Genomic DNA, 22,472 nt, shown 5'->3' with positions numbered 1-22,472 from the left:
AGCGGCCCGCTTAGCGCGCCTGCGCCAGCTGGCGGTCACGGCGGGTTTTCAGCTTCCAGCCAACCAGCAGCAGCGCTATCCACGCAAAGCCGACGTACAGGGAAATACGCGTATCCGGATGGTAGCCAATCAGCGCAATGATAAAGACGAGGAACGCCAGGCCCACCGCCGTGGTCGCCACGCCGCCCGGCACTTTAAACTTCAGCGCTTTGGCCTCTTCCGGCGGCAGACGACGGCGGAAGGCAATCTGCGACAGCAGGATCATAATCCACACCCACACCGTCGCAAAGGTCGCCAGGGAGGCGATCACCAGGAAGACGTTTTCCGGCATGATGTAGTTCAGGTAGACCGCGAACAGCAGCGCGATGGTCATCACCATCACCGTCACCCACGGCACGCCGCGGCGCGACGTTTTGGCGAACATTTTAGGCGCACTGCCCTGCTCCGCCATGCCGTGCAGCATGCGCCCGACGCCGAATACGTCGCTGTTGATGGCCGAAAGCGAGGCGGTCAGCACCACGAAGTTAAGGATGCTGGCGGCAAAAGCGATGCCCATATGCTGGAAGGTTAAGACGAACGGGCTACCGTTAGTCCCGACCTGGTTCCACGGATAAATGGACATAATCACGAACAGCGTGCCCACGTAGAACACCAGAATACGCATCGGGACCGAGTTAATGGCGCGCGGGATGGATTTCTCCGGGTCTTCCGCTTCACCGGCGGTAATACCGATGATTTCAATTCCGCCGTAGGCGAACATCACCATCTGGAGCGACATCACCATCCCCAGCCAGCCGTTGCTGAAGAAGCCGCCGTTGCTCCACAGATTATGGATGCCGGTCGGCTGACCGCCGTTGCCGATCCCCCAGATAATGATGCCGAAACCGGCCAGAATCATGATGATAATGGTGGCGACTTTAAAGAAGGAGAACCAGAACTCCAGCTCGCCAAACACCTTCACGCTCATCAGGTTGACGGCGCAGATAATCAGCACCACGCTAAGCACCCAGATCCAGTGCGGGACCGTCGGGAACCAGACGCCCATATAGATGCCGAAGGCCGTCACGTCGGCGATGGCAACAATCAGGATTTCAAAGCAGTAGGTCCAGCCGGTGATATAGCCCGCCAGCGGGCCGAGGTAGTCCTGCGCATAGCGTGAAAATGAGCTGGCGGCGGGGTTATGCACCGACATCTCGCCCAGCGCGCGCATAATAATGTACGCCGCCACGCCGCCTATAATATAGGCCAGCAGCACGCTCGGGCCGGCCATCTTAATCGCATCTGCCGAACCATAGAACAGACCGGTGCCAATTGCCGAACCCAGCGCCATAAAGCGGATATGCCGAGTACTTAGCCCGCGCTTAAGTTTGTTACTACTTTCCATCGTATTCCATGCCGTTTTTTCTCCTTTAGCCTTCGCCGGACGAAGATCAAAAGAGGATTACCTGAAAAACAAAAAACCACGGGACCTGAAGTCCCGTGGTTTAACACTGATTTTAAACGCCGGCTAGTGCGCGCTGGATGTCACCTGACGCCCTACGGCGCGATCCCAGACCACCGCCAGAACCACCATCACGGCGGTCGGCATCAGCCAGGCCAGCCCCTGCTCTGCCAAAGGCAGACGCGCGGTCCACGCTGGCAGCATATCGGCAAACGCCGACGTTTTAATGCCGTCAATAATACCAAACATCAGGCTGATAAACATGGCCGGCGCAATAACGCGGGACGAATTATGCCACCAGTTGCGGGTAAAGCTTAATACCACCAGTGCGATACACGGCGGATAGATAGCCGTCAGCACCGGGATCGAAATCTGAATCAGGTGGCTCAGCCCCAGGTTGGAGACCGCCATCGAGAAGATGCCGAGAATAAACACCAGCGAGCGGTAGGAGAGCGGCAGGTACTGGGCGAAAAACTCCGCGCAGGCGCAGGTCAGGCCAACCGCGGTAACCAGGCAGGCAATGAAAATCAGCGCCGCCAGCATAAAGCTCCCCGCGCCGCCAAAGGTGTGCTGGACATACGAGTGCAGAATGGCCGCGCCGTTAGCCGACTGATCGACCAGGGTCGCGCTGTCGGAGCCGAGGCGGAACAACGCCAGATACAGTAACGTCAGGCCGACGCCCGCCATCAGGCCAGCCCACACGGTATAGCGGGTCAGCAGGCGCGCTTCGCTGACGCCGCGAGAGCGCGCGGCGTTAACAATCACGATCCCGAAGACCATCGCGCCGAGGGTATCCATAGTCAGATAGCCGTTGACGAAGCCGTTTGAGAACGGCGCGGTGCGGTAGGCTTCCAGCGCGTTGCTGATCGGGCCGGCGGGCCAAATAATCGCCGCGACGGAGAGAATAATCAGCGCAATGATTTTCAGCGGCGCGAGGAAGTTCCCGACGGTATCCAGCAGCTTGCCGGGATATAACGAAACGAGGATCACCAAGGCAAAATAGATGACGCTGTAAATCATCAGCGGCATCGCGCCATCGCCGGTCAGCGGGGCAATACCCACCTCAAAGGAGACCGTCGCGGTACGCGGAGTCGCGAACAGCGGCCCCACCGCCAGATAGCAGACCACGGCCAGCAGGATCCCCGCCACTTTACCAATCGGGGTGCTCAGGCTTTCAACGCCGCCGCCGACTTTCGCCAGCGCCACGACCGTCAGCACCGGTAAACCCACGGCGGTGATCAGAAAGCCGATAGCGGCGGTCCAGACGTGTTCACCAGCCTGTAAACCAACCATTGGGGGGAAGATGATGTTGCCTGCACCGACGAACAGCGCGAAGGTCATAAAGCCCAACGCTATGATGTCGCGAGATTTTAACTGATGGGTCATAAATTCATACTGCCTGTGGATGTGGTGGTGTTAAACGGAAAAATACCGTGCCTTCCCTTAGGGATGATACAGCGGCTATTGCCGGAAACTCAGCGAGATATGCTCCCGAAGCGGCGTGGGAAAGAATTGTTTTTTGAATTACCACGCAAAAACAGTCTGTCTACGACTGCATGGGGCGCAATTTAAACGCTTATAACGTTTTAAAGCAAGGCGGGATCGTAAAAGCAGATGATTATGCTAAGTCTGCATTAATACCTGGCTTTATTAACCATGATGAAGGAAAACATATGGCTAATCATGCGAACAAAAAAGCAGCGGACGTTCGTTAATTACGCAGCTGAAAATTGACTGCAAACGAAAATGACCAGCCTAAGCTGGTCATTGACAAGTTATGTTGACAGAGCGGCGGTTAGTCGCTTTTTTTGGCAATCAAACGTTCCGGCAGCAGGAAGCTAAACCGCGTTCCCTTGCCGGGCGTGCTCTCAATATCCAGCCGGCTGTCGTGATGATTAACCGCATGTTTCACGATCGCCAGCCCCAGACCGCTGCCTCCGGTTTGCCGCGAGCGCGCTTTATCCACGCGATAGAAGCGCTCGGTGAGCCGCGGAATGTGCTCGGGCGCAATCCCCGGGCCGTTATCCTCAACGCTAAACAGCGCGCCGTGCGGCGCTTTCTGCCAGCTGACGGTAATCTCCGTGCCCTCCGGAGTATGGTTGATCGCGTTATACACCAGATTCGAGATCGCGCTGCGCAGCTGCTCATCATTACCGAGAACCTGCAGCGACTCATCGACCACAAAGTGCAGCGTATGCTTTTTCTGGCTGAGAGTTTGCGCCTCCCGCTCGACAACCCGCAGCATCATCGGTACGTCGATTTTGTCGTTCATCGCCAGAACCGGGGCCGCCTCAATGCGCGATAGCGTCAGCAGCTGTTTAACTAACCCCTCCATACGCTGGGTTTGCTCACGCATGGTATGCAGGGCTTTTTCCCGCGTCACCCCTTCCAGCACCTGCTCCTGCATCATCTCCAGATACCCCTGCAGCACCGTTAGCGGCGTGCGCAGCTCGTGGCTGACGTTAGCAAAAAAGTTGCGCCGCGCCCCTTCAAGCTGGTGCATCTGCGTCACGTCGCGCGCCACCATCAGCATCTGCTTGTCGCTGTAGGGCATCACGCGAATTTCCAGATGACGGGAGTTATTAAGGATCAGATTGAGCGGTTTACTGAAATCCTTGTTTTTTAGGTAGTTGGCAAATTCAGGGTAGCGCAGGAGGTTAAGGATGTTTTGTCCGCTATCGTCCGGCCAGCGCAGATTGAGGATCTGCTGTGCAAGGCCGTTACACCAGAAGATCGCCCCCTCCTCCGTGGTCAGCACCACCGCATCGGGCAGCGATTCCGCCCCGCTGCGAAAGCGTTTGATCAGGCTGCCCAGCTCGCGTCGGCGTTTTTTATTACGCATCTGCATCTGGTGGAGGCCGTACAGCAGCGGTTCCCAGCTGCCGCTTCCCGGCGGTGGCGTCATGCTGCGGTCCACCCACAGCCACCATGAGAGGCGTAACAAATTCCAGAAATGCCAGATAAGAAGTCCGGTCACCGCCGCCAGTAAAAACCACGGCAAATGACCAAATACCGCCCCGAGAATCAGGGCCGGGATACAACATAAGAAAAGCTCAAGCGCCAGCCTTTTCCATGACAGCCGTTCCAGCACGGTTCACACTCCTGTCGACATTCAGAAACGGGCGGAGAAACGATATCCCGTGCCGCGAACCGTTTGTACCATCCGGTCATGGCCACTCTGTTCCAGCGCTTTACGCAGACGGCGAATATGCACGTCTACCGTTCGGTCTTCTACATACACGTTGGTCCCCCAGACGTGATTCAGCAGCTGCTCGCGGCTGTATACGCGTTCCGGGTGGGTCATAAAGAAGTGTAATAACTTAAACTCGGTCGGCCCCATGTCCAGCGGGTTTTCACCGGTCATCACGCGATGGGAGGAAGGATCGAGACTCAGCCCCTGCATTTCAATCACCTCTTCCACCGCCATCGGTGAGATTCGCCGCATCACGGCTTTGATTCGCGCCACCAGCTCTTTCGGCGAGAAAGGCTTGGTGATGTAATCATCGGCGCCGGTCTCCAGGCCACGAACGCGATCTTCCTCTTCGCCGCGAGCGGTTAGCATGACCACCGGAATATCGCGGGTCATCGCCTCACGCTTGAGCAGTTTAATAAACTGCAGACCCGATCCGCCTGGCAGCATCCAGTCAAGGAGAATCAGATCAGGCCAGGGTTCATTGAGTTGGTTCACCGCGCTGTCATAATCTTCCGCCTCGACGGGCTGAAAGCCGTTTTGCTCCAGAACAAAGCAGACCATTTCGCGGATTGGAGCTTCATCTTCAACGACCAGAATTCTTCTCGCCATTATTTACCCTGTATTTTTTAGCCATCAGTATAGAGTGCGGCGCCATTATGCGTCAGTTTTGTGACAGATTTATGAAAAAAAATGGCCGTATGACGATCGAGGATTTTGAATTGTGACACGCACTTAACTCCCCTTCCGTCGATGGTATAATGGCGGCAACGCTCTTAGGCTACGGAATATTTATGCGCATCATTCACACCTCTGACTGGCATCTCGGGCAAAACTTTTACAGCAAAAGCCGCGCCGCTGAGCATGCGGCCTTTCTCGACTGGCTGCTGGCCAGCGCGCAGGAGCACGAGGTCGATGCCATTATTGTCGCCGGCGATATCTTTGATACCGGCTCGCCGCCGAGCTACGCCCGCGAGCTGTATAACCACTTCGTGGTTCAGCTTCAGCAAACCGGCTGTCGGCTGGTGGTGCTGGCGGGCAACCATGATTCGGTCGCCACGCTGAATGAATCGCGCGACATCCTGGCCTTTTTAAAAACCACGGTCGTGGCTAACGCCGGCCACGCTCCCTTCGTTCTGCCGCTGCGCGACGGCGCGCCGGGCGCAATATTCTGCCCGGTCCCCTTCCTGCGCCCGCGCGAGCTGGTCACCAGCCAGGCCGGGCACTCCAGCGGTGAAAAGCAGCAGCTGCTGCTCACCGCCATCAGCGACTATTATCAGCAGCAGTACCAGCAGGCCTGCGCCCTGCGCGGCGACCGAACGCTGCCGATTATCGCCAGCGGCCACCTGACCACCGTCGGCGCCAGCAAAAGCGATGCGGTGCGCGAGATCTATATCGGCACCCTCGATGCCTTCCCGGCCAGCCATTTCCCTCCTGCAGACTATATCGCGCTGGGTCATATCCACCGGGCGCAGATCGTCGGCGGCTGCGAGCATATACGCTACAGCGGTTCACCAATCTCCCTGAGCTTTGATGAGACCGGGAAAAATAAAAGCGTCAATCTGGTGACCTTTACCGACGGCCGCCTGACGGACGTTAGCCCGCTGACGGTGCCGATAGTCCAGCCGCTGGCGGTGCTAAAAGGCGATTTTGCCAGCATCAGCGAACAGCTTGACCAGTGGCAGGATAGCGCGGGGCTGCCCGCCACCTGGCTGGATATTGAAATCACCAGCGACGAATACCTGCACGATATTCAGCGCCAGATTCAGACCCGCTGCGAAGAGCTGCCGGTCGAAGTGCTGCTGGTGCGCCGCAGCCGCGCCCAGCGCGAGCGCATCCTGGCCGGAGAGCGGCGGGAAACCCTCAGCGAACTGCGGGTTGAGGACGTTTTTGCCCGTCGCCTGGCCCTGGAGAGTCTCGAAGAGCAGCAGCAGCAGCGCCTCGAACAGCTGTTTAACGAAACGCTGCACAGCCTGAACGGTGAGGAGCACCTGTGAAAATTCTGAGTCTGCGCCTGAAAAACCTTAACTCATTGAAAGGCGAGTGGAAAATCGACTTCACCGCCGAACCGTTCGCCAGCAACGGGCTGTTTGCGATCGTCGGGCCGACGGGCGCCGGAAAAACGACGCTGCTGGACGCTATCTGCCTCGCGCTGTACCACGAAACGCCGCGCCTGAGCAGCGTGTCGCAATCGCAAAACGATCTGATGACCCGCAATACCGCCGAATGCCTGGCAGAAGTTGAATTTGAGGTAAAAGGCACCGCCTACCGCGCCTTCTGGAGCCAGAACCGCGCGCGCAACCAGCCCGACGGCAACCTGCAGGCGCCCCGTGTCGAGCTGGCCCGCTGCGACGATGGGCAAATCCTTGCCGACAAAGTCAAAGACAAGCTGGAGATGACCGCCTCGCTCACCGGCCTCGATTACGGCCGCTTTACCCGCTCGATGCTCCTCTCCCAGGGCCAGTTCGCCGCCTTTCTTAACGCCAAACCCAAAGAGCGCGCGGAGCTGCTGGAAGAGCTCACCGGCACCGAAATTTACGGTCAGATCTCCGCCCAGGTGTTTGAAAAGCACAAGCTCGCCCGCAGCGAGCTGGAAAAACTGCAGGCCCAGGCCTCCGGCGTTGTGCTGTTAAGCGATGAGCAGCAGCAGGTGCTGCAGCAAAGTTTGCAAGTACTTACTGCTGAAGAACAGCAGCGGCTCGCCGAGCAGGCCCGCGAGCAAAATACGCGGCAATGGCTGCTGCGCCAGCAGGAGCTAAGCCGCGACCAGATCCAGACCGAGGCGCGACTGCGCGAGGCGCAGCAGGCGCTGGAGCAGGCCCGGCCGCAGCTTGCGGCGCTGGAGCAGGCCCAGCCTGCCGACCAGCTGCGTCCGCTGTGGACCCGACAGCAGGAGCAGGCCGCCGCGCTGGCGCAGACCCGCCGCCAGGTGGAAGAAGTAAATACTCGCTTACACGAACGGCTGCGTCTGCGGGCAGGTATTCGTCTCGCGGCGCGACAGCAAACGAGCCAGCTGCAGCAGACCCACCAGTCGCTCGCCGAATGGCTGCAGGCCAACGACCGCTATCGTCAGTGGGGCAATGCCCTGGCAGGCTGGCGGGCGGCGTTCCAGCAGCAGGCGCGCGACGCGCAGCAGCAGGCCGGGCTGGAGCAGCGGCTGGCGGAAACCCGCCGTCGGCTCGGCGAACTGCCGCCGGCGACGCTGGCGCTGGATGCCGATCGGGTTCGCGACGACCTTGCCCGCCACGCCGCCGCCCGCCCGCAGCGTCAGCAGCTGGCAGCCCTGCACAGCCGTCTGCTGCCCCTGCGCCAGCGCCTCAGCCAGCTGCAGGCGACAGAGCAGGCCGGCCGCGAGGAGCGGGAGAAGCTGGAAACGACGCTGACCCAGCGGCGCCAGGCTTATAAAGATAAAAACCAGCAGTTCAGCGATGTAAAAGCCATTTGCGAGCTGGAAGCGCGGATTGCCGGACTGGAAGAGGAGCGCGCGCGCCTGCAGCCCGGCGCGCCTTGCCCGCTCTGCGGCTCCTGCGAACACCCGGCAGTCGCCGAATATCGGGCGCTGACGCCCGGCGTTAATCAGGCCCGCCGCGAAGCCCTGGAGCGCGAGGTTAAACAGCTGGCGGAAGAAGGCGCCCAGCTGCGCGGCGAGCTGGATGCGCTGTTGAAACAACAACTTAAACAAAAAGAGGAGCGAGAATCGCTGCTCCAGCAGGAGCAAGCGCTTACCTCTCAGTGGCAGGCCGTCACCGGCGAACTGCGCATTGACCTGCAGCCAGAGGAGGATATTTCCGGCTGGCTGGAGGCCCAGCAGGAGCTGGAGCAGCAGCTGTATCAGCATCAGCAGCGGCTGGCCTGGCAGACCCAGCAGCAGGAGTGCGAGCTGCAGCTACAGCAGCTGCGCCAGGAGCTGACGCAGCGTCATAGCGCCCTGAACGGCGAGCTCGCGGCGTTTACCCTCAGCGCACCGGAGGCTGAACAGGCGGCGGTCTGGCTGGCCCAGCGCGAGGAGGAAACCCGCAGCTGGCAGGCCAAACACGATGAATCCGTCACCCTGCAGGAGCGCCTGCAGCAGCTGATCCCCCTGCTGGAGACGCTGCCGGAGACGGAAGAGGCGGTAGCGCCCGCGCCGCTTGAGGGCTGGCGCCAGGTGCACGACGACTGCCTGGCGCTGCAGAGCCAGTGGCGCACTCTTGGCCAGCAGGAGAGCCAGCAGCTGCGGCTGCTGACAGAAACGCAGGGCCAGTTCGCCGCCGCCCTCGCCGCCAGCCCGTTTGCCGACCAGCAGGCGTTTCTCGACGCCCTGCTCGATGAGGAGACCCGTCAGCGCCTGGAGCAGTTCAGGCAAACGCTGGAAAATACGCTCCAGCAAAATAGCGCGCTCGCCCTGCGGGCCCGCGAAGCGCTGGCGCAGCATCGGCAGCAGCCGCCGGCGGATGCCGACATCACCCAGCCGGTAGAAGAGATTGAGGCCCGCTTGCGGCAGCTGGCCCTGCTGCTGCGGGAAAATAGCGCCCGTCAGGGGGAGATCCGCCAGCAGCTGAAGCAGAATGCCGAGAATCAGCAGCGCCAGCAGGCGCTGCAGCAGGAGATCGCGCTCGCCGCGCGGCAGCTGGAGGACTGGGCGTGGCTCAATTCGCTAATTGGCTCCAAAGAAGGCGATAAATTCCGTAAATTTGCCCAGGGGCTGACGCTGGATAACCTTGTCTGGCTGGCGAACCATCAGCTCAACCGCCTGCACGGCCGCTATCAGCTGCAGCGAAAAGCCAGCGAAGCGCTGGAGCTGGAGGTGGTCGATACCTGGCAGGCAGATGCGGTGCGCGATACCCGCACCCTCTCCGGCGGCGAAAGCTTCCTCGTCAGCCTTGCGCTGGCGCTGGCGCTATCCGATCTGGTGAGTCATAAAACGCGCATTGATTCGCTGTTCCTTGACGAAGGGTTCGGCACTCTCGATAGCGAAACGCTGGATACCGCGCTGGATGCGCTGGATGCCCTCAACGCCAGCGGTAAGGCGATCGGCGTGATTAGCCACGTCGAAGCGATGAAAGAGCGCATCCCTGTGCAGATCAAGGTGAAGAAAATCAACGGGCTGGGATACAGCCGTCTCGATAAGGCCTACGCGGTGGAGTAAAGGTCCACCCGGCTTCCCGGCAGCGCGGCGCCGCCGGGAGACCGGGACGACGAGCCTCTCCTCAGCCGTCTACAGCGGCCACAGCCAGGCCGCGCCGCGCACGCCGCTGGAATCACCGTGCAGCGCTTTGCGGATCGGCGTTTCGCACTCGCCGCCAAACACCCACGGTTTAACCAGCGCGGGCACCGTCTGGTACAGGCGCTCGACGTTGCTCATTCCGCCGCCGAGCACGATCACGTCCGGGTCGAGGATATTCACCACATGAGCCAACGACTTCGCCAGCCGCATCTCATAGCGGCTCAGCGCCAGTTCCGCCAGCGGGTCCTGCTCGCTAACGCGCTGCACGATCTCACTGCCTTTTAACGGCTGACCGCCCAGTCGCCGATAGTCGGTGGCAAAGCCGGTGCCGGAGATAAAGGTTTCGATACATCCCTGCTTTGCGCAGTAGCACGGAACCTCCGCGCGATAGCGCAGCTCATCCTCGTCCATCCACGGCAGCGGGTTATGTCCCCACTCGCCGGCGGCGCCGTTGCCGCCAATGTGCGAACGACCGTTAAACGCTACTCCGGCGCCGCAGCCGGTGCCGATAATGACCGCAAATACGGTCTGAGCGCCCGCCGCGGCGCCGTCCACCGCTTCCGAAACCGCCAGACAGTTGGCATCATTCGCCAGCCGCACTTCGCGATTCAGCCTCTGGCTCAGGTCTTTATCAAACGGCTGGCCGTTGAGCCAGGTGGAATTGGCATTTTTTACCACGCCGGTATACGGCGAAATCGAACCGGGGATCCCCATTCCAACGCTGCCGCGCTCTCCGGTCGCCTGCTCTGCCATATCGACCAGGGTGGCAATATTCTCTATCGTTTGCCGGTAATCATCCCGCGGAGTCGGCAAACGGTGGCGAAATAGCTGCTCTCCCTTATCGCTCAGGGCAATGACTTCCGTTTTCGTGCCGCCTAAATCAATACCAATACGCACTGTAAGCTCCTCTCCCCGATTAACAATGCAAGCATAGCGACAATTCGCTATCATGCCCGCTGGATTTAACGACAAAGCCGTGGAAATTATCATGCTGTGGTTCAAAAATTTAATGGTTTACCGTCTCAGCCGCGACATTTCCCTGCGTGCCGAGGAGATGGAAAAACAGCTGGCCGAGCTGACGTTTACTCCTTGTGGTAGCCAGGATATGGCGAAAACCGGTTGGGTATCGCCGATGGGATCGCACAGCGATGCGCTGACGCACACGACAAACGGCCAGATCGTTATCTGCGCGCGTAAAGAAGAAAAGATCCTGCCGTCGCCGGTGATCAAACAGGCGCTGGAAGCGAAGATCTTCAAGCTGGAAGCCGAACAGGGCCGTAAGCTGAAGAAAACCGAAAAAGATTCGCTGAAAGACGAAGTGCTGCACTCGCTGCTGCCGCGCGCTTTCAGCCGCTTCAGCCAGACCATGATGTGGATCGACACCGTCAACGGCCTGATCATGGTGGACTGCGCCAGCGCCAAAAAAGCGGAAGATACGCTGGCCCTGCTGCGCAAAACCTTAGGATCGCTGCCGGTTGTTCCGCTGGCGCTGGAAAACCCGATCGAGCTGACGCTCACCGAATGGGTGCGCTCCGGCACCGTGGCGCAAGGCTTCCAGCTGCTGGATGAGGCCGAGCTGAAGGCCATGCTGGAAGACGGCGGCGTGATCCGCGCGAAGAAGCAGGATCTGGTCAGCGACGAAATTGCCGTGCACATTGAAGCCGGGAAAGTCGTCACCAAGCTGGCGCTCGACTGGCAGCAGCGTATTCAGTTCCTGATGTGCGACGATGGATCAATCAAGCGCCTGAAGTTCTGTGACGAACTGCGCGATCAGAACGAAGATATCGATCGGGAAGATTTTGCCCAGCGCTTTGATGCCGACTTTATTCTGATGACCGGCGAACTGGCCGCGCTGATTCAGAATCTGGTGGAAGGCCTGGGCGGAGAAGCCCAGCGCTAATCAGCTGAATGACATCCGCAGAATCAATCGATTAAGCGGATCTTCATCCTGCCGCGCTGCGGCAGGATGGCAGAATCTGAATTACAGATAGCGGCACAGATAGGACGTTGGCTCAGCAACCTGCAGATGGAACTCGCTGCTGCCCGGAACGTTGAATACTTCACCGGCGGCATACACTTTCCACTCGGTTTCCCCAGGCAGCAGAACGTTCAGCGCACCGCTGACCACGGTCATCTCTTCCGGCTGTGCGGTTCCAAAGGTATATTCACCTTCCGCCATCACGCCCACGCTCGCGCGGCCCGTACTGCTACTGGTGAAACCAATCGATTTCACTTTTCCATCGAAGTATTCATTACTTTGAAGCATAAACAAGCCCTTATGATCTTTTGTTGAAACCTCAATATAGGGGGCGCTCCTCGTTTCTGTCACGTAAAATTAACGCGTAATGCCCATCCTGTGACGCGGGATGGCCGCGGCGACCGCGTTTGCCTACCGGTCAGGGTGCGCCGGAGCGCCGGCAGCCGCAAAACGGCTTAAACCAAAAGTTCTGCCGCCAGCCGCGAAACCAGCACATTGGAGAGCAGAACCGGCACGTCCAGCGCTTTTTGCAGCACGTCCCGATGGTGCTGATGGTAGCCGAGGCAGTCCAGCACCAGCACGTCGGCCCCCTGTTCCAGCAGCGCCCTTCCGGCATCGAGCAAATCGCTATCGCCGCCGCTAACCGGATTCGCCAGCGCGTAGTACGGCGCGCTGTTCAGCGAGAGCCATTTTTGCTGCTGCAATGGCAGAGCGTCCGCGACGGGAACGATGACTCCCACCTGATGACCGTCGACAATCGACGCCACCAGCGGCGGAATAATTCGCTGTGGCTCCAGCAGGATAGCGTTGTGCGCCGTAAAGCCGCTGAGCATGTCGGAGCTCAACAGCAGGATGACGTCATATTCTTGCCGGTCGAGCACCGCGATAAGGTGCTTTAAATCACGTTCAATCTTCCACCGCGAGACCTCGGCCATGCGGTTGTCATTCAGTAAGGTAAGCAGGCGCTCGTCGTCGGGGTCAACGGCATAATCCTCCATAACCTCTTCGCGCGTCATTTTACCTAACAGGCTAATATGCGTGATCTGCTCTTCCCTGATATGTTCGGTTAAAAGCGGCAGGACTTCCGCCACCGGCACCACGCCAACGGTTAAAATGGCCATCGTCGTACTCATATCATCTACCTTTTCACTTCCACACCTTCAGCACAGGCTTACCGCATAATATCCGCCCCCCTGGTGGCTAAAAATCAACCGTCCAGAAGCGTAGCAGCTTAGCGCTCCAGTAGAGTGTAAAGATTCCGGATGAGTCAGGAGCTCTCCTGAAAAATCCGCACCTTAGGTATTCATTAGTACGCGTGATGAATTAAAAATGTGACGGACATCCTGTTTTACCCCCTGACTGAGCAAGCAGGTCGCCGCGCAGATCCGCTAATCAGCGGAGAGCGACGTAGTGAGCGGAGTCAAAAAAACCTGCCAGCGGTTTCACTGACAGGCAGCAGCGCAGAAGGAGGGTTACGATTTATCAGGGTCCTCATAGCGCCGTTTGGCGTCCAGCGCTTCGCTCTCGACAGGATGTTCGCTAATCAGTGAATCGGGGGTGGGATAATCGGCGCGCAGCTGGTACCAGGTCTCAGTCTGGCCCTTCTGACCTTTCTCAACGGCGACGACGCGCGCTTCTCGCGGATATGGCGGTCGGTCTGGCATAGCTCTTCCCTCTTTTAGCGTACGAGCTATAAAGTATAGATACCCGCGCTCTGTTTACCGTAGGTAAAGTCCTAACTCGCTCCGTTATCCGCCAGCCTGAAGGATTAATTAGCGACCGTACAGGCGCTCTGCAGCGTCGCCACAATCTGCCCGACCACCTCATCCGGCGCGGCGGTCGCATCAATGATATGGTGCGCGGTAGCCCGGTACAGCGCCTCCCTTTGTGCCAGCACTTCGCCAACTTCATCGCGGATCGGTTTGCCGGTCAGGGTCGGGCGCTGTTCGGTTTTCGGATACGCTTCAAGGCGGTCAATCAGGGCTGATACCGAGGCCTGGAGATAGATCACCACGCCGTTTTCGCGCATAAACTGACGGTTCTCTTCGATCAGCACAATGCCACCACCGGTGGCAATAACCGTTCCCGGCTGGGTGACCGCTTTTAGCGCCTGCGACTCCAGCTCGCGGAAGCGATCCCAGCCCTCCTGCTCGACGATCGTCGCGACCGTACGCTGCTCATGCGCCTGCAGGGCATGATCGGTATCGGTAAACTGGTAATTACGCGCCCGTGCCAGCGCGTGGCCGATCGTCGTTTTACCGCAGCCACGCGGACCGATGAGATAGATTGGCTGTGTCATTACCGAAGACCCTCTGGTTCCGCATTTTGCGGGAAAATGAATACGAAAAGTAAGCAATGATACCTGCAAAGCGGCGTCACGATAATCGTAAAATAAACGTTACAAATAATCAGATATTCCCTTTCATCATAGAGAGCAAAGGGATTTGGCATGTAAACTTATCATTGCATTAAATGTTGCGCCAGATTTACCGCTACTTAGGGATTATTTTTTAGCCGCTGGCTGGCGTAAACGGTAACACATTTATGCAAAGCTTTACGCTGCAACATATTTACAACATGGTCAGTTCAGACGCACTCTGACCGTAATTTATCAGTGTGACAGAGGAATGTATCATGCAATCTGAAGAACAACGCCTTATTGATGGGCTGTTTTCCCGACTAAAAGAGGCCGGGACGCAGAGCGCATCGCGCGATGCCAGCGCCGAGGAGCGGATTGCGCAGCACATCAAGGAGCAGCCGGCCGCCCCCTACTACATGGCGCAAACGATCCTCATTCAGGAAGCGGCGATTAAGCAGCTCAACGATCGTATCCAGTCGCTGGAAAGCCAGGTGACGCAGCTGCAGGCGGCAAAACCGAGCAGCGGCGGATTTCTCTCCGGCCTGTTCGGCGGCGGCCAGTCGCAGTCGCGTGGTTCCGACCCTATTCCGGGCGCGGAGCAGTACGGTCGGCCGCAGGCCAGCGCGCAGCCGCAGTATGCCCCGCAAATGCAGCCGCAGAACTATGCTCCTCAGGCGGCTCGCGGCGGCGGCTTTATGGCCGGCGCGCTCCAGACCGCCGCAGGCGTAGCGGGAGGCGTGGTGCTCGGCAACATGCTGACCAATATGTTCAGCGGATCGCATCCGCAGGAGATCGTCAATATCATTGAAGAGAAGCCGCAGGCTGACCTCACGCAGGCGGCGGATAGCAGCGCGTCGGACGATCTCTTCCGCCAGGACGACAATCAGTTCCTTGCGGATAACAGTACCTACAGCTCCGACTTCGACGCCGGTTTCGGCGATGACGACATCGGCAGCGATGACGATAGCTGGGTTTAAGCTACCTATCCTTAGTCTCTGAAAGCCACTTCTCCAGCGCGGCGGCAAACTGCTGACGGTCGCGCTGCGATAAGGTATCCGGGCCGCCGGTTTGCACGCCGCTGGCCCGCATCGTCTCCATAAAATCACGCATCGTCAGGCGCTCGCGAATGGTGGCCTCGCTGTAGCGCTCGCCGCGCGGATTGAGCGCCACGCCGCCTTTGGTCAGCACTTCGGCGGCCAGCGGAATATCGGCGGTAATCACCAGATCGCCCGGCTCACACAGGCGAACGATTTCATTATCGGCCACATCAAAGCCCTGCGGTACGCGTAGGGTACGAATAACGCGCGACGGCGGTACCCGCAGCGCCTGGTTTGCCACCAGCGTCATCGGCGTTTGCGTGCGCTCGGCGGCACGAAACAAAATTTCTTTAATCACGTTTGGACACGCGTCCGCATCAACCCAAATATGCATTCCAGCTCCTGTTGACGGAAAAGGGAGCTATTATTGTCACCTGCTTTTGTCCCCCGGGAAAGCTCCGGAGTGATAAGCTAGATAGCTCACGACAAAATAAGCACAGGAGAAGGGTGATGGAGAAGAAAATTGGCTTTATCGGCTGCGGTAATATGGGTAAGGCCATTCTCGGCGGCCTGATCGCCAGCGGGCAGGTACAGCCGGGACAAATTTGGGTCTACACCCCGTCGCCGGAAAAAGTGGCGGCCCTACGCGACCAGTACGGGATCAATGCGGCGGAGAGCGCCCAGGACGTTGCGCAGGTCGCGGATATCGTGTTCGGCGCGGTGAAGCCGGGGATTATGGTTAAAGTGCTGAGCGACGTCGCCTCCAGCCTGAACAAAGATTCTCTGGTGGTCTCCATCGCTGCGGGCGTCACCCTCGATCAGCTCGCGCGCGCGCTGGGACACGATCGCAAAATCGTCCGCGCCATGCCGAACACGCCGTCTCTGGTCAACGCGGGGATGACCTCGGTCACGCCTAACGCGCTGGTCACCAGCGAAGAAACCGCTGAAATTCTGACTATTTTCCGCTGCTTTGGTCAGGCTGAGATTATCGCGGAGCCGATGATCCATCCGGTGGTCGGCGTCAGCGGCTCCGCGCCGGCCTACGTATTTATGTTTATTGAAGCGATGGCTGATGCCGCCGTCCTCGGCGGAATGCCGCGGGCCCAGGCCTATAAGTTTGCCGCCCAGGCGGTGATGGGCTCGGCTAAAATGGTGCTGGAAAGCGGAGAGCATCCTGGTGCGCTGAAGGATATGGTGTGCTCGCCGGGCGGAACCACTATCGAGGCGGTTAGGGTGCTGGAAGAGAAAGGTTTCCGTTCAGCGGTGATCGAAGCGATGGTGAAATGCATGGAAAAATCAGAGAAGCTCAGCCGCTCCTGAAGCCAGGAATAATCGCGGGTGAGGCCTGGCCTCACCCGTTTCCACTACCCCTGTTTTTTCAGGCAGGCGCTCATAAATTTCTTACGGTCGTCCCCTTTCAGCGACTGCTGGGTCGCCTGGCCGTTACATTCGCCCATTTTTTGCTGCTGAGGCGTTAACCCTTTACTCTCCTGAGCCGGCGCATCTTTCTTCAGACAGCTGCTCATAAACGCTTTGCGCTCATCCCCTTTCAGCGATTTTGCCGACGCATCTTTGTTACAGACCGTCATTTTTTGCTGCTGGGGAGTCGGCGTTTTTTCCGCGGCACTTACCGCTGTGGCAAAGACCAAACCAAACAACAGGGCTACCAGTAATGTTATTTTCATCGCACCATCCTTCTGTGAGTCAATCTCTGTAAGTCTGGTCGCTGACGGGAAAAAAACCAGCCGGCGGCAGAAATTCGCCGCCGGCACGGGCTTAATTCAGACCCAGGGCAGCTTTCATGGTGTAGAACAGATCGGTTTGATCGGTTAAGCCCACTACGTTCGCGGCATGCGGGCCGTAGGCGGCGATACGCAGCTGCGTACCGGTATGCTCCATCGACTCTCCCTCGGAGTTACCGTAGCTCATCACCATCACCGAACCGTCTTTCGTGGTCAGCGCCTGAGTCAGGCCCGGCGCTTTCGAATCAGCGGGGATAATCTGGCTGGAATGCGCGTGATCGGCGGTCACCACCACCAGGGTGTTGCCATCTTTTTTGGCGAACTCCAGCGCTTTTTGCACCGCTTCGTCAAGATCGACGGTTTCGCCAATCTGGCCGCACGGGTTCGCCGCGTGATCCTGTTTGTCGATGGAGGCCCCTTCAACCTGCAGGAAGAAGCCCTTCTCATTGCTGCTCAGCAGGCTGATGGCTTTTTCCGTCATCTGCGCCAGCGTCGGCACCGAGGCGTCACGCTTCGCGTTCGGCGTGCAGGTCACCGCCGGCTTGTCGATATTGCCGTGCAGGGAGGCTTTAGGCCCTTCCCAGCGTACCGGCATATTACCGTCAGAAAACAGCCCCAGCAGCGGTTTGCCCTGGTTGGCTTCGCCGACCGCGGCCAGCGAAGTGGCGTCGGTGACAATCTGGTAGCCGCGAGCGACCGCCTGGTCATGCAGCGTTTTGCCCTGCCATTCACCGGCGGTGGCGGTTTCGGCGAACGTTTTAGCCCCGCCGCCTAGCGTTACGTCGGCGCGGGCGTTCAGCAGCTGCTCGGTAATCGAACCCTTGCCGCCTTTTTCCAGCGCGTTGGCCGGACATTTTTCGCTGGTGACGCTGGGACCGTAGCATTTACGTGAAGTCACGTGCGCCACCAGCGCGGCTGGGGTGGCGTCCTGCAGTTCGGCGGTAGAGACGTTGCCGGTAGCAAAGCCGGCGGCTTTCGCCAGCTCAAGGATGGTCTGGTGATCTTTTTCGTGGATATCGACACCCAGCGCGCCGTTATAGCTTTTTACGCCGGTGGTCCAGGCCGTCGCGGACGCGGCGGAATCGGTCACATAATCCGGCTTGCCGGTTTTCTTATCCAGAGAATAATGGGTGTACTGGCCGGTCAACGGCAGCGCATCAATACCTTTGAAGAAGCCGCCTGCGCCTTCGGCGTAATTGCGGGCGGCGGTAATTTCTGAATCCCCCATTCCGTCACCAATCAGCAAAATAATATTTTTCGCAGGTTTGTTGATTAATGAGGCCTGCAAAGCGGCAGTTTGGTCGCCGCTTAAACGACGAGCGCCGCCGGGAGTTGTGATATCTCCCTGGGCGGCGCGATTATCCAGAGCCGGGGCGGACGGGGTATCAGCATGAATAACCGGGGAAGCCAGCAGAGGCAGCAGGGCAATAAAGAGGGCGCTTAATTTCACTTTTGTCGTCTCCATGTAAAAATACTTAAAAAACAAAACGTGGGAGACTTTATAAAAGCGATGTGACAGTAAAATGACAGCATCCATACCTTGTCACTGGCGCTAGCTACGAGGATGCCGCAACAGCTTTTTTATATATTGCTGCAACCGCTGGGTATCGCGCTCATCGACCAGCGGGCCCGGGCTGGCCTGCTCTATAGCCTGTTCAATGTCGTGAATTAACGCCTGCTGCGCGTCCTGCGCCATATGCCTTAGCAGCGCCGTCACCACCACTTCCAGCGCCTCAACCTGCACCGTCAGCTCCTTTGTTTCCTCTTCCTTTTGTGCCAGATTTACCAGTAGCTCGGCAATGAGATTCTTCACAACGCTTTATCCTTAGGCGAGGTCAGTTGAGTTGCTATTTATGTCATACATTAGCCGTCGGATACCAGAATTATTTTTTTAAAATGATTACTTACCGCCATCAATATTAAGCGAAACGTTTTGCTCATTACTTATTTGGCATGAGGAATACCGCGAATACCGGCGTAATAATCTTCATAACTAAATTTAATAGATAAGAGTTAAAAAGAATATTGCTATTCAGCGGGCCCGGCAATAATTCCGGATGCCGAAAGGCGGTAAACCTGGCGGCACCTCGAGCATAGCTATGTAACGGGTCGGGACTCATGGACGAGGCCGGGCGCCGCAGGGTCAAGGCATCGGCAATTTTAAGCATGGCGCATATATAACTATAACGTATCGCCATAATATATCTGATAGCCCAAATTCACGCTGTCCGGCGCATCTTTACCGGCAAGTCTGGCGAGCAGTATTTCGCTGGCCGTTTTACCGATGTCATAACGTGGGGTAATGACGCTGGCTATTTTCTGCAAACTCGCGCGGCCAATTTCCAGCCCGTGAAAACCAGCAATAGCCATCTCCTGCGGCACCGCTTTACCCTGCGACTGGCATTCAAGCAATACGCCAACCGCCAGATCGTCATTGGTACAAAAAATCGCGTCGATACCCGGGCACGACTGCTGCATTTTCAGGAACATCTGCCGCCCAAGGGCGACCGAAGAAATAGTACGCGGAGCCATATGATACGCCTTCAGGCCATGAGCCTGCAGCGCCAGTTCGGTACCGCGAAAACGACTCAGATCGCGGGGATCGTCCATTGAGCCAAAAAAGGCGATTGACCGTTTGCCGCTTTCGAGAAAAGCGTTGGTCATGTCCCATGCGGCCTTTTCGTTATCGAATCCCACCTGAATATCAAGCTGCTGGCCACCGAAGTCCATCAGTTCCGCAACCGGAATACCGCTCGCGCGTACGTATTGGATCATGCGATCGCTATGCTGCTTGCCGGTCAGGATCAGGCCATCGATATTATATGAAAGCAGGTTGAGCACTTCGCGCTCTTCGCGCTGCGGGTCATATTCGTAGTTAGCGATCAGGGTCTGGTACTGATGCGCGGAAGTCACCGACTCAATACCGGCCAGCACGTCGGCGAAAATCTGATTGCGAAAGGAGGGGATCAGCACGCCGATTGTTTTACTGCGCGCGTTGAGCAGGATTTCCGGTGCCCGGTTAGGGATGTAGTTATTCTCTTCCATGACTTTAGAAATAAGCTCGCGGCTGCGCTGCGACACCTGGCCTGGGTCGCGCAAATAGCGGCTCACCGTCATTTTATTAAGCCCCGCCAGGTTGGCGATATCCTGTAATGTCATCCGGCTGTTTTTCATCAGGTTCTCTACGACAAACGACTTATGTGCTCGCAGAGAACCTTACCACAGCAGCTACGGTTTATGTTAACCCGCAACCTTTTTTGCCGTTACCAGTGATGAAGAGGGTTCATTATTGGCACGCACGTTATACATCAGCACCACCGAGGCCAGCAGCGCGATAGCCATAAAGGTGTAAGAAACGCCGGGACCGCCCGTAACGCCATTCAAATAGCCAACCAGCCACGCGCCGAGGAAAGCACCAAGCGCCCCGAAGCTGTTAATCAGCCCCATAGAAACGCCGGAGACGTTACGCGGCAGCAGCTCAGGAATCAGCGCAAAGAAAGGACCGTACGGCGCGTACATGCAGGCGGCGGCAATCACCAGCAGCGCATAAGAGAACCAGAATGCCTGGTTGCCCACCATCCATGAACCGAAGAAGGCAATAGCGGCGATCAGTAACAATGGCCAAATGAACAGCTTACGATTCTGGAACTTGTCCGACAGCCAGGAGACCGTCAGCATTAATATAATGGCAGCCAGATACGGCACGGCCGCCAGCCAGCCTACCGCCACAATATCCATCTGTGCGGCATTTTTCAGAATCGACGGCATCCACATCATAAAACCGTACACGCCGATGCTCCACAGCGCATGCACGGCGCACAGCATAATGACGTTGCGCGACCGCAGCGCTTCGCCATAATTACGTACCGGCTTGATATTACTCTGTTCGCTATCCATCGCCTGCTGCAGAGTCTGTTTTTCCTGCTCATTCAGCCAGGAGACCTCTGAGGGTTTATCGCGAACCAGTATCCACCAGCATACCGCCCACAGGACCGCCGGAATGCCTTCGATAATAAACATCTCCCGCCAGCCCCAGGACTGAATCAGGTAGCCGGAAACGATAGACATCCACAGCACGGTCACCGGATTACCGAGGATCAGGAAGGTATTGGCACGCGAACGCTCGGTTTTGGTAAACCAGTTGCTGATATAAATCAGCATCGCTGGCATCACCGCCGCCTCGACCACGCCGAGGGTAAAGCGAATAGCCATCAACATCGGAATATTACTGACAAATCCGGTCGCCGCCGCGCAGACGCCCCATAATATAAGGCTGCAAAAAATCATTTTGCGCACGCTGCGCTTTACGGCATATATCGCGCCGGGAACCTGGAAAAAGAAATAGCCGAGAAAAAAGAGCGCACCAATCAGCGACGCAGTCCCTTTGGTTATACCTAAATCATTCTCAATTCCCGCCGCGGCGGCAAATCCGTAATTCGCGCGGTCAAGATATGCCAGACTATAGGTAATAAAAATGATGGGCATTAAATACCACCAGCGACGCGCTGGTAACTTCGCGAGCATTTGCATAAGCAATCCTCAGATTATGATCGTAATCAACCGGGTTTAATTATTACTTCAGCTTAATTTTATTAACTGCGCCTAAAAACAATAGCGATGCAGCCTGAAATATAGTGAGAATTAGACTGCGGCTAGCATCCCGCCGTCGACAAACAACACATGACCGTTAACGAAGTTTGCCGCCGGAGAGGCCAGATACACCGCAGCGCCAATCAGCTCTTCCGGTTTTCCCCAGCGGGCCGCCGGCGTACGCTGATACAGCCACGCGGAAAACGCCTCGTCGTCCACCAGCGCAGCCGTCATCTCGGTAGCAAAATAGCCGGGTGCAATGCCATTAACCTGAATATTATATTCCGCCAGTTCCACGCACATTCCGCGGGTTAGCATTTTAACCGCCCCTTTCGATGCGGCATAAGGGGTAATGGTTTTTCGACCTAATTCACTTTGCATCGAGCAAATATTTATTATTTTACCCGCACGACGTGTCATCATATATTTAGCAACCTGCTGCGAGACGAGGAATACGCCTTTCTGGTTAACTTCAATAACCCGATCCCACTCCTCTTCGGGGAATTCAGTAAAAGGATATCGACGCTGGATCCCGGCGTTATTAATTAAAATATCTATCGCACCAATTTCCTGCTCAATACGGGTAATCCCACGCTCAATCTCCGCCGCCTTAGTCACATCAAATGCGCATCCCACTGCGCGATAGCCTCGGGCAACCAGCGCCTGCGCGGCCTGGTCCGCACGCTGCTGAGTCCGATCGTTGATAATGATCTCCGCGCCGTACTCTGCAAGGCCGCCGGCCAGCAGATTGCCAATCCCCTGAGCAGAACCGGTGATGAGCGCTCGTTTCCCTGACAAATCGAATAAATTTCTCATAAAACCTCTTTCCAGATAGCTGTTACGCGTAACTGTATACGCGTAACAGCTACAAATAGAAGGGGCGAAGAGGTGAAAATGATCATTTTGTGATCGGAGATACATTTATAACC

At 57.4% G+C, this 22,472-nt stretch carries 21 protein-coding genes; 5 read left to right on the top strand and 16 right to left on the bottom strand.

The features are described from left to right. Positions 1-10: 10 nt before the first annotated feature. From proY to phoB, 4 genes are all read right to left on the bottom strand, one after another. Entirely contained in the window at positions 11-1,384 is a 1,374-nt protein-coding gene (proY, locus tag GO007_RS00330) for a proline-specific permease ProY (RefSeq protein WP_095094308.1), read from the bottom strand. A 123-nt stretch (positions 1,385-1,507) separates the two neighbouring features. After that, positions 1,508-2,827, bottom strand: coding sequence for a branched-chain amino acid transporter carrier protein BrnQ (brnQ, locus tag GO007_RS00325; protein ID WP_095094306.1), 1,320 nt, complete (start codon positions 2,825-2,827; stop codon positions 1,508-1,510). 409 nt (positions 2,828-3,236) lie between these two features. Then, the gene (phoR, locus tag GO007_RS00320; RefSeq protein ID WP_095094304.1) at positions 3,237-4,532 is read right to left on the bottom strand and encodes a phosphate regulon sensor histidine kinase PhoR; all 1,296 of its coding nucleotides are present in this window, start codon (positions 4,530-4,532) and stop codon (positions 3,237-3,239) included. 21 nt (positions 4,533-4,553) lie between these two features. After that, on the bottom strand, positions 4,554-5,243 hold the full coding sequence (gene phoB, locus GO007_RS00315; RefSeq protein ID WP_095094302.1) for a phosphate response regulator transcription factor PhoB: 690 nt from the start codon (positions 5,241-5,243) through the stop codon (positions 4,554-4,556). Between the two features lie 182 nt (positions 5,244-5,425). On the opposite strand from phoB, the gene sbcD reads away from it, so the two are divergent. Together sbcD and sbcC are read left to right on the top strand one after the other, a co-directional pair. Beyond that, positions 5,426-6,628 (top strand): exonuclease subunit SbcD, encoded by a 1,203-nt coding sequence (sbcD, locus tag GO007_RS00310; RefSeq protein WP_095094300.1) that lies wholly within the window; start codon positions 5,426-5,428, stop codon positions 6,626-6,628. After that, complete coding sequence (sbcC, locus tag GO007_RS00305) at positions 6,625-9,759, top strand: exonuclease subunit SbcC (RefSeq protein ID WP_095094298.1); 3,135 nt, start codon at positions 6,625-6,627, stop codon at positions 9,757-9,759. The genes sbcD and sbcC overlap by 4 nt, the downstream gene beginning before the upstream one ends. A 69-nt stretch (positions 9,760-9,828) precedes the next feature. On the opposite strand, the gene mak is transcribed toward sbcC, so the two are convergent. Beyond that, positions 9,829-10,734: a fructokinase gene (gene mak / locus GO007_RS00300; RefSeq protein ID WP_189339807.1), complete on the bottom strand. Its 906-nt coding sequence runs from the start codon at positions 10,732-10,734 to the stop codon at positions 9,829-9,831. A 91-nt stretch (positions 10,735-10,825) separates the two neighbouring features. Here mak and rdgC point away from each other — a divergent pair, with 91 nt between their 5' ends. Beyond that, on the top strand, positions 10,826-11,737 hold the full coding sequence (rdgC, locus tag GO007_RS00295; protein ID WP_095097903.1) for a recombination-associated protein RdgC: 912 nt from the start codon (positions 10,826-10,828) through the stop codon (positions 11,735-11,737). Positions 11,738-11,818: 81 nt separating this feature from the next. Here rdgC and ppnP read toward each other — a convergent pair whose 3' ends face one another. From ppnP to aroL, 4 genes are all read right to left on the bottom strand, one after another. Continuing rightward, on the bottom strand, positions 11,819-12,103 hold the full coding sequence (gene ppnP / locus GO007_RS00290; RefSeq protein ID WP_095094295.1) for a pyrimidine/purine nucleoside phosphorylase: 285 nt from the start codon (positions 12,101-12,103) through the stop codon (positions 11,819-11,821). A gap of 167 nt (positions 12,104-12,270) precedes the next feature. Continuing rightward, positions 12,271-12,948, bottom strand: a complete 678-nt coding sequence (locus tag GO007_RS00285; protein ID WP_095094293.1) for an AroM family protein — start codon at positions 12,946-12,948, stop codon at positions 12,271-12,273. 339 nt (positions 12,949-13,287) lie between these two features. Then, positions 13,288-13,479: a YaiA family protein gene (locus tag GO007_RS00280; RefSeq protein ID WP_095094292.1), complete on the bottom strand. Its 192-nt coding sequence runs from the start codon at positions 13,477-13,479 to the stop codon at positions 13,288-13,290. 104 nt (positions 13,480-13,583) lie between these two features. Continuing rightward, complete coding sequence (gene aroL / locus GO007_RS00275; protein WP_095094290.1) at positions 13,584-14,114, bottom strand: shikimate kinase AroL; 531 nt, start codon at positions 14,112-14,114, stop codon at positions 13,584-13,586. A gap of 335 nt (positions 14,115-14,449) precedes the next feature. Between aroL and GO007_RS00270 the strand changes: the two genes are divergently transcribed. After that, the gene (locus tag GO007_RS00270; protein ID WP_095094288.1) at positions 14,450-15,151 is read left to right on the top strand and encodes a DUF2076 domain-containing protein; all 702 of its coding nucleotides are present in this window, start codon (positions 14,450-14,452) and stop codon (positions 15,149-15,151) included. Position 15,152: 1 nt separating this feature from the next. On the opposite strand, the gene GO007_RS00265 is transcribed toward GO007_RS00270, so the two are convergent. Then, positions 15,153-15,605 carry a YaiI/YqxD family protein gene (locus GO007_RS00265; protein WP_095094286.1) on the bottom strand — a complete coding sequence of 151 codons (453 nt, stop codon included), beginning with the start codon at positions 15,603-15,605 and terminating at the stop codon, positions 15,153-15,155. A 116-nt stretch (positions 15,606-15,721) separates the two neighbouring features. Here GO007_RS00265 and proC point away from each other — a divergent pair, with 116 nt between their 5' ends. Further along, positions 15,722-16,531 carry a pyrroline-5-carboxylate reductase gene (proC, locus tag GO007_RS00260; RefSeq protein ID WP_095094283.1) on the top strand — a complete coding sequence of 270 codons (810 nt, stop codon included), beginning with the start codon at positions 15,722-15,724 and terminating at the stop codon, positions 16,529-16,531. Between the two features lie 44 nt (positions 16,532-16,575). Here the strand turns inward: proC and psiF are convergent, their stop codons facing one another. The 6 genes from psiF to idnO form a co-directional block, all read right to left on the bottom strand. Then, entirely contained in the window at positions 16,576-16,896 is a 321-nt protein-coding gene (gene psiF, locus GO007_RS00255; protein WP_095094281.1) for a phosphate starvation-inducible protein PsiF, read from the bottom strand. 91 nt (positions 16,897-16,987) lie between these two features. Beyond that, positions 16,988-18,418: an alkaline phosphatase gene (gene phoA, locus GO007_RS00250; protein ID WP_157349053.1), complete on the bottom strand. Its 1,431-nt coding sequence runs from the start codon at positions 18,416-18,418 to the stop codon at positions 16,988-16,990. Positions 18,419-18,505: 87 nt separating this feature from the next. Further along, a complete protein-coding gene (iraP, locus tag GO007_RS00245; RefSeq protein WP_095094280.1) occupies positions 18,506-18,766 on the bottom strand; it encodes an anti-adapter protein IraP in 261 nt (86 codons plus the stop codon). 368 nt (positions 18,767-19,134) lie between these two features. Next, positions 19,135-20,127 carry a DNA-binding transcriptional regulator IdnR gene (idnR, locus tag GO007_RS00240; RefSeq protein ID WP_095094279.1) on the bottom strand — a complete coding sequence of 331 codons (993 nt, stop codon included), beginning with the start codon at positions 20,125-20,127 and terminating at the stop codon, positions 19,135-19,137. Positions 20,128-20,193: 66 nt separating this feature from the next. Beyond that, positions 20,194-21,483 carry an MFS transporter gene (locus tag GO007_RS00235; protein WP_095094277.1) on the bottom strand — a complete coding sequence of 430 codons (1,290 nt, stop codon included), beginning with the start codon at positions 21,481-21,483 and terminating at the stop codon, positions 20,194-20,196. Between the two features lie 111 nt (positions 21,484-21,594). After that, positions 21,595-22,359 carry a gluconate 5-dehydrogenase gene (gene idnO, locus GO007_RS00230; RefSeq protein ID WP_095094275.1) on the bottom strand — a complete coding sequence of 255 codons (765 nt, stop codon included), beginning with the start codon at positions 22,357-22,359 and terminating at the stop codon, positions 21,595-21,597. Positions 22,360-22,472 lie beyond the last annotated feature (113 nt).

The sequence above is a fragment of the Klebsiella sp. 10-1 genome (assembly GCF_009758445.1).
GTDB lineage: Bacteria > Pseudomonadota > Gammaproteobacteria > Enterobacterales > Enterobacteriaceae > Klebsiella > Klebsiella scottii.
The sequence above is the reverse complement of the archived record's forward strand: the minus strand, read 5'-3'. Positions and strand labels throughout refer to the sequence as shown.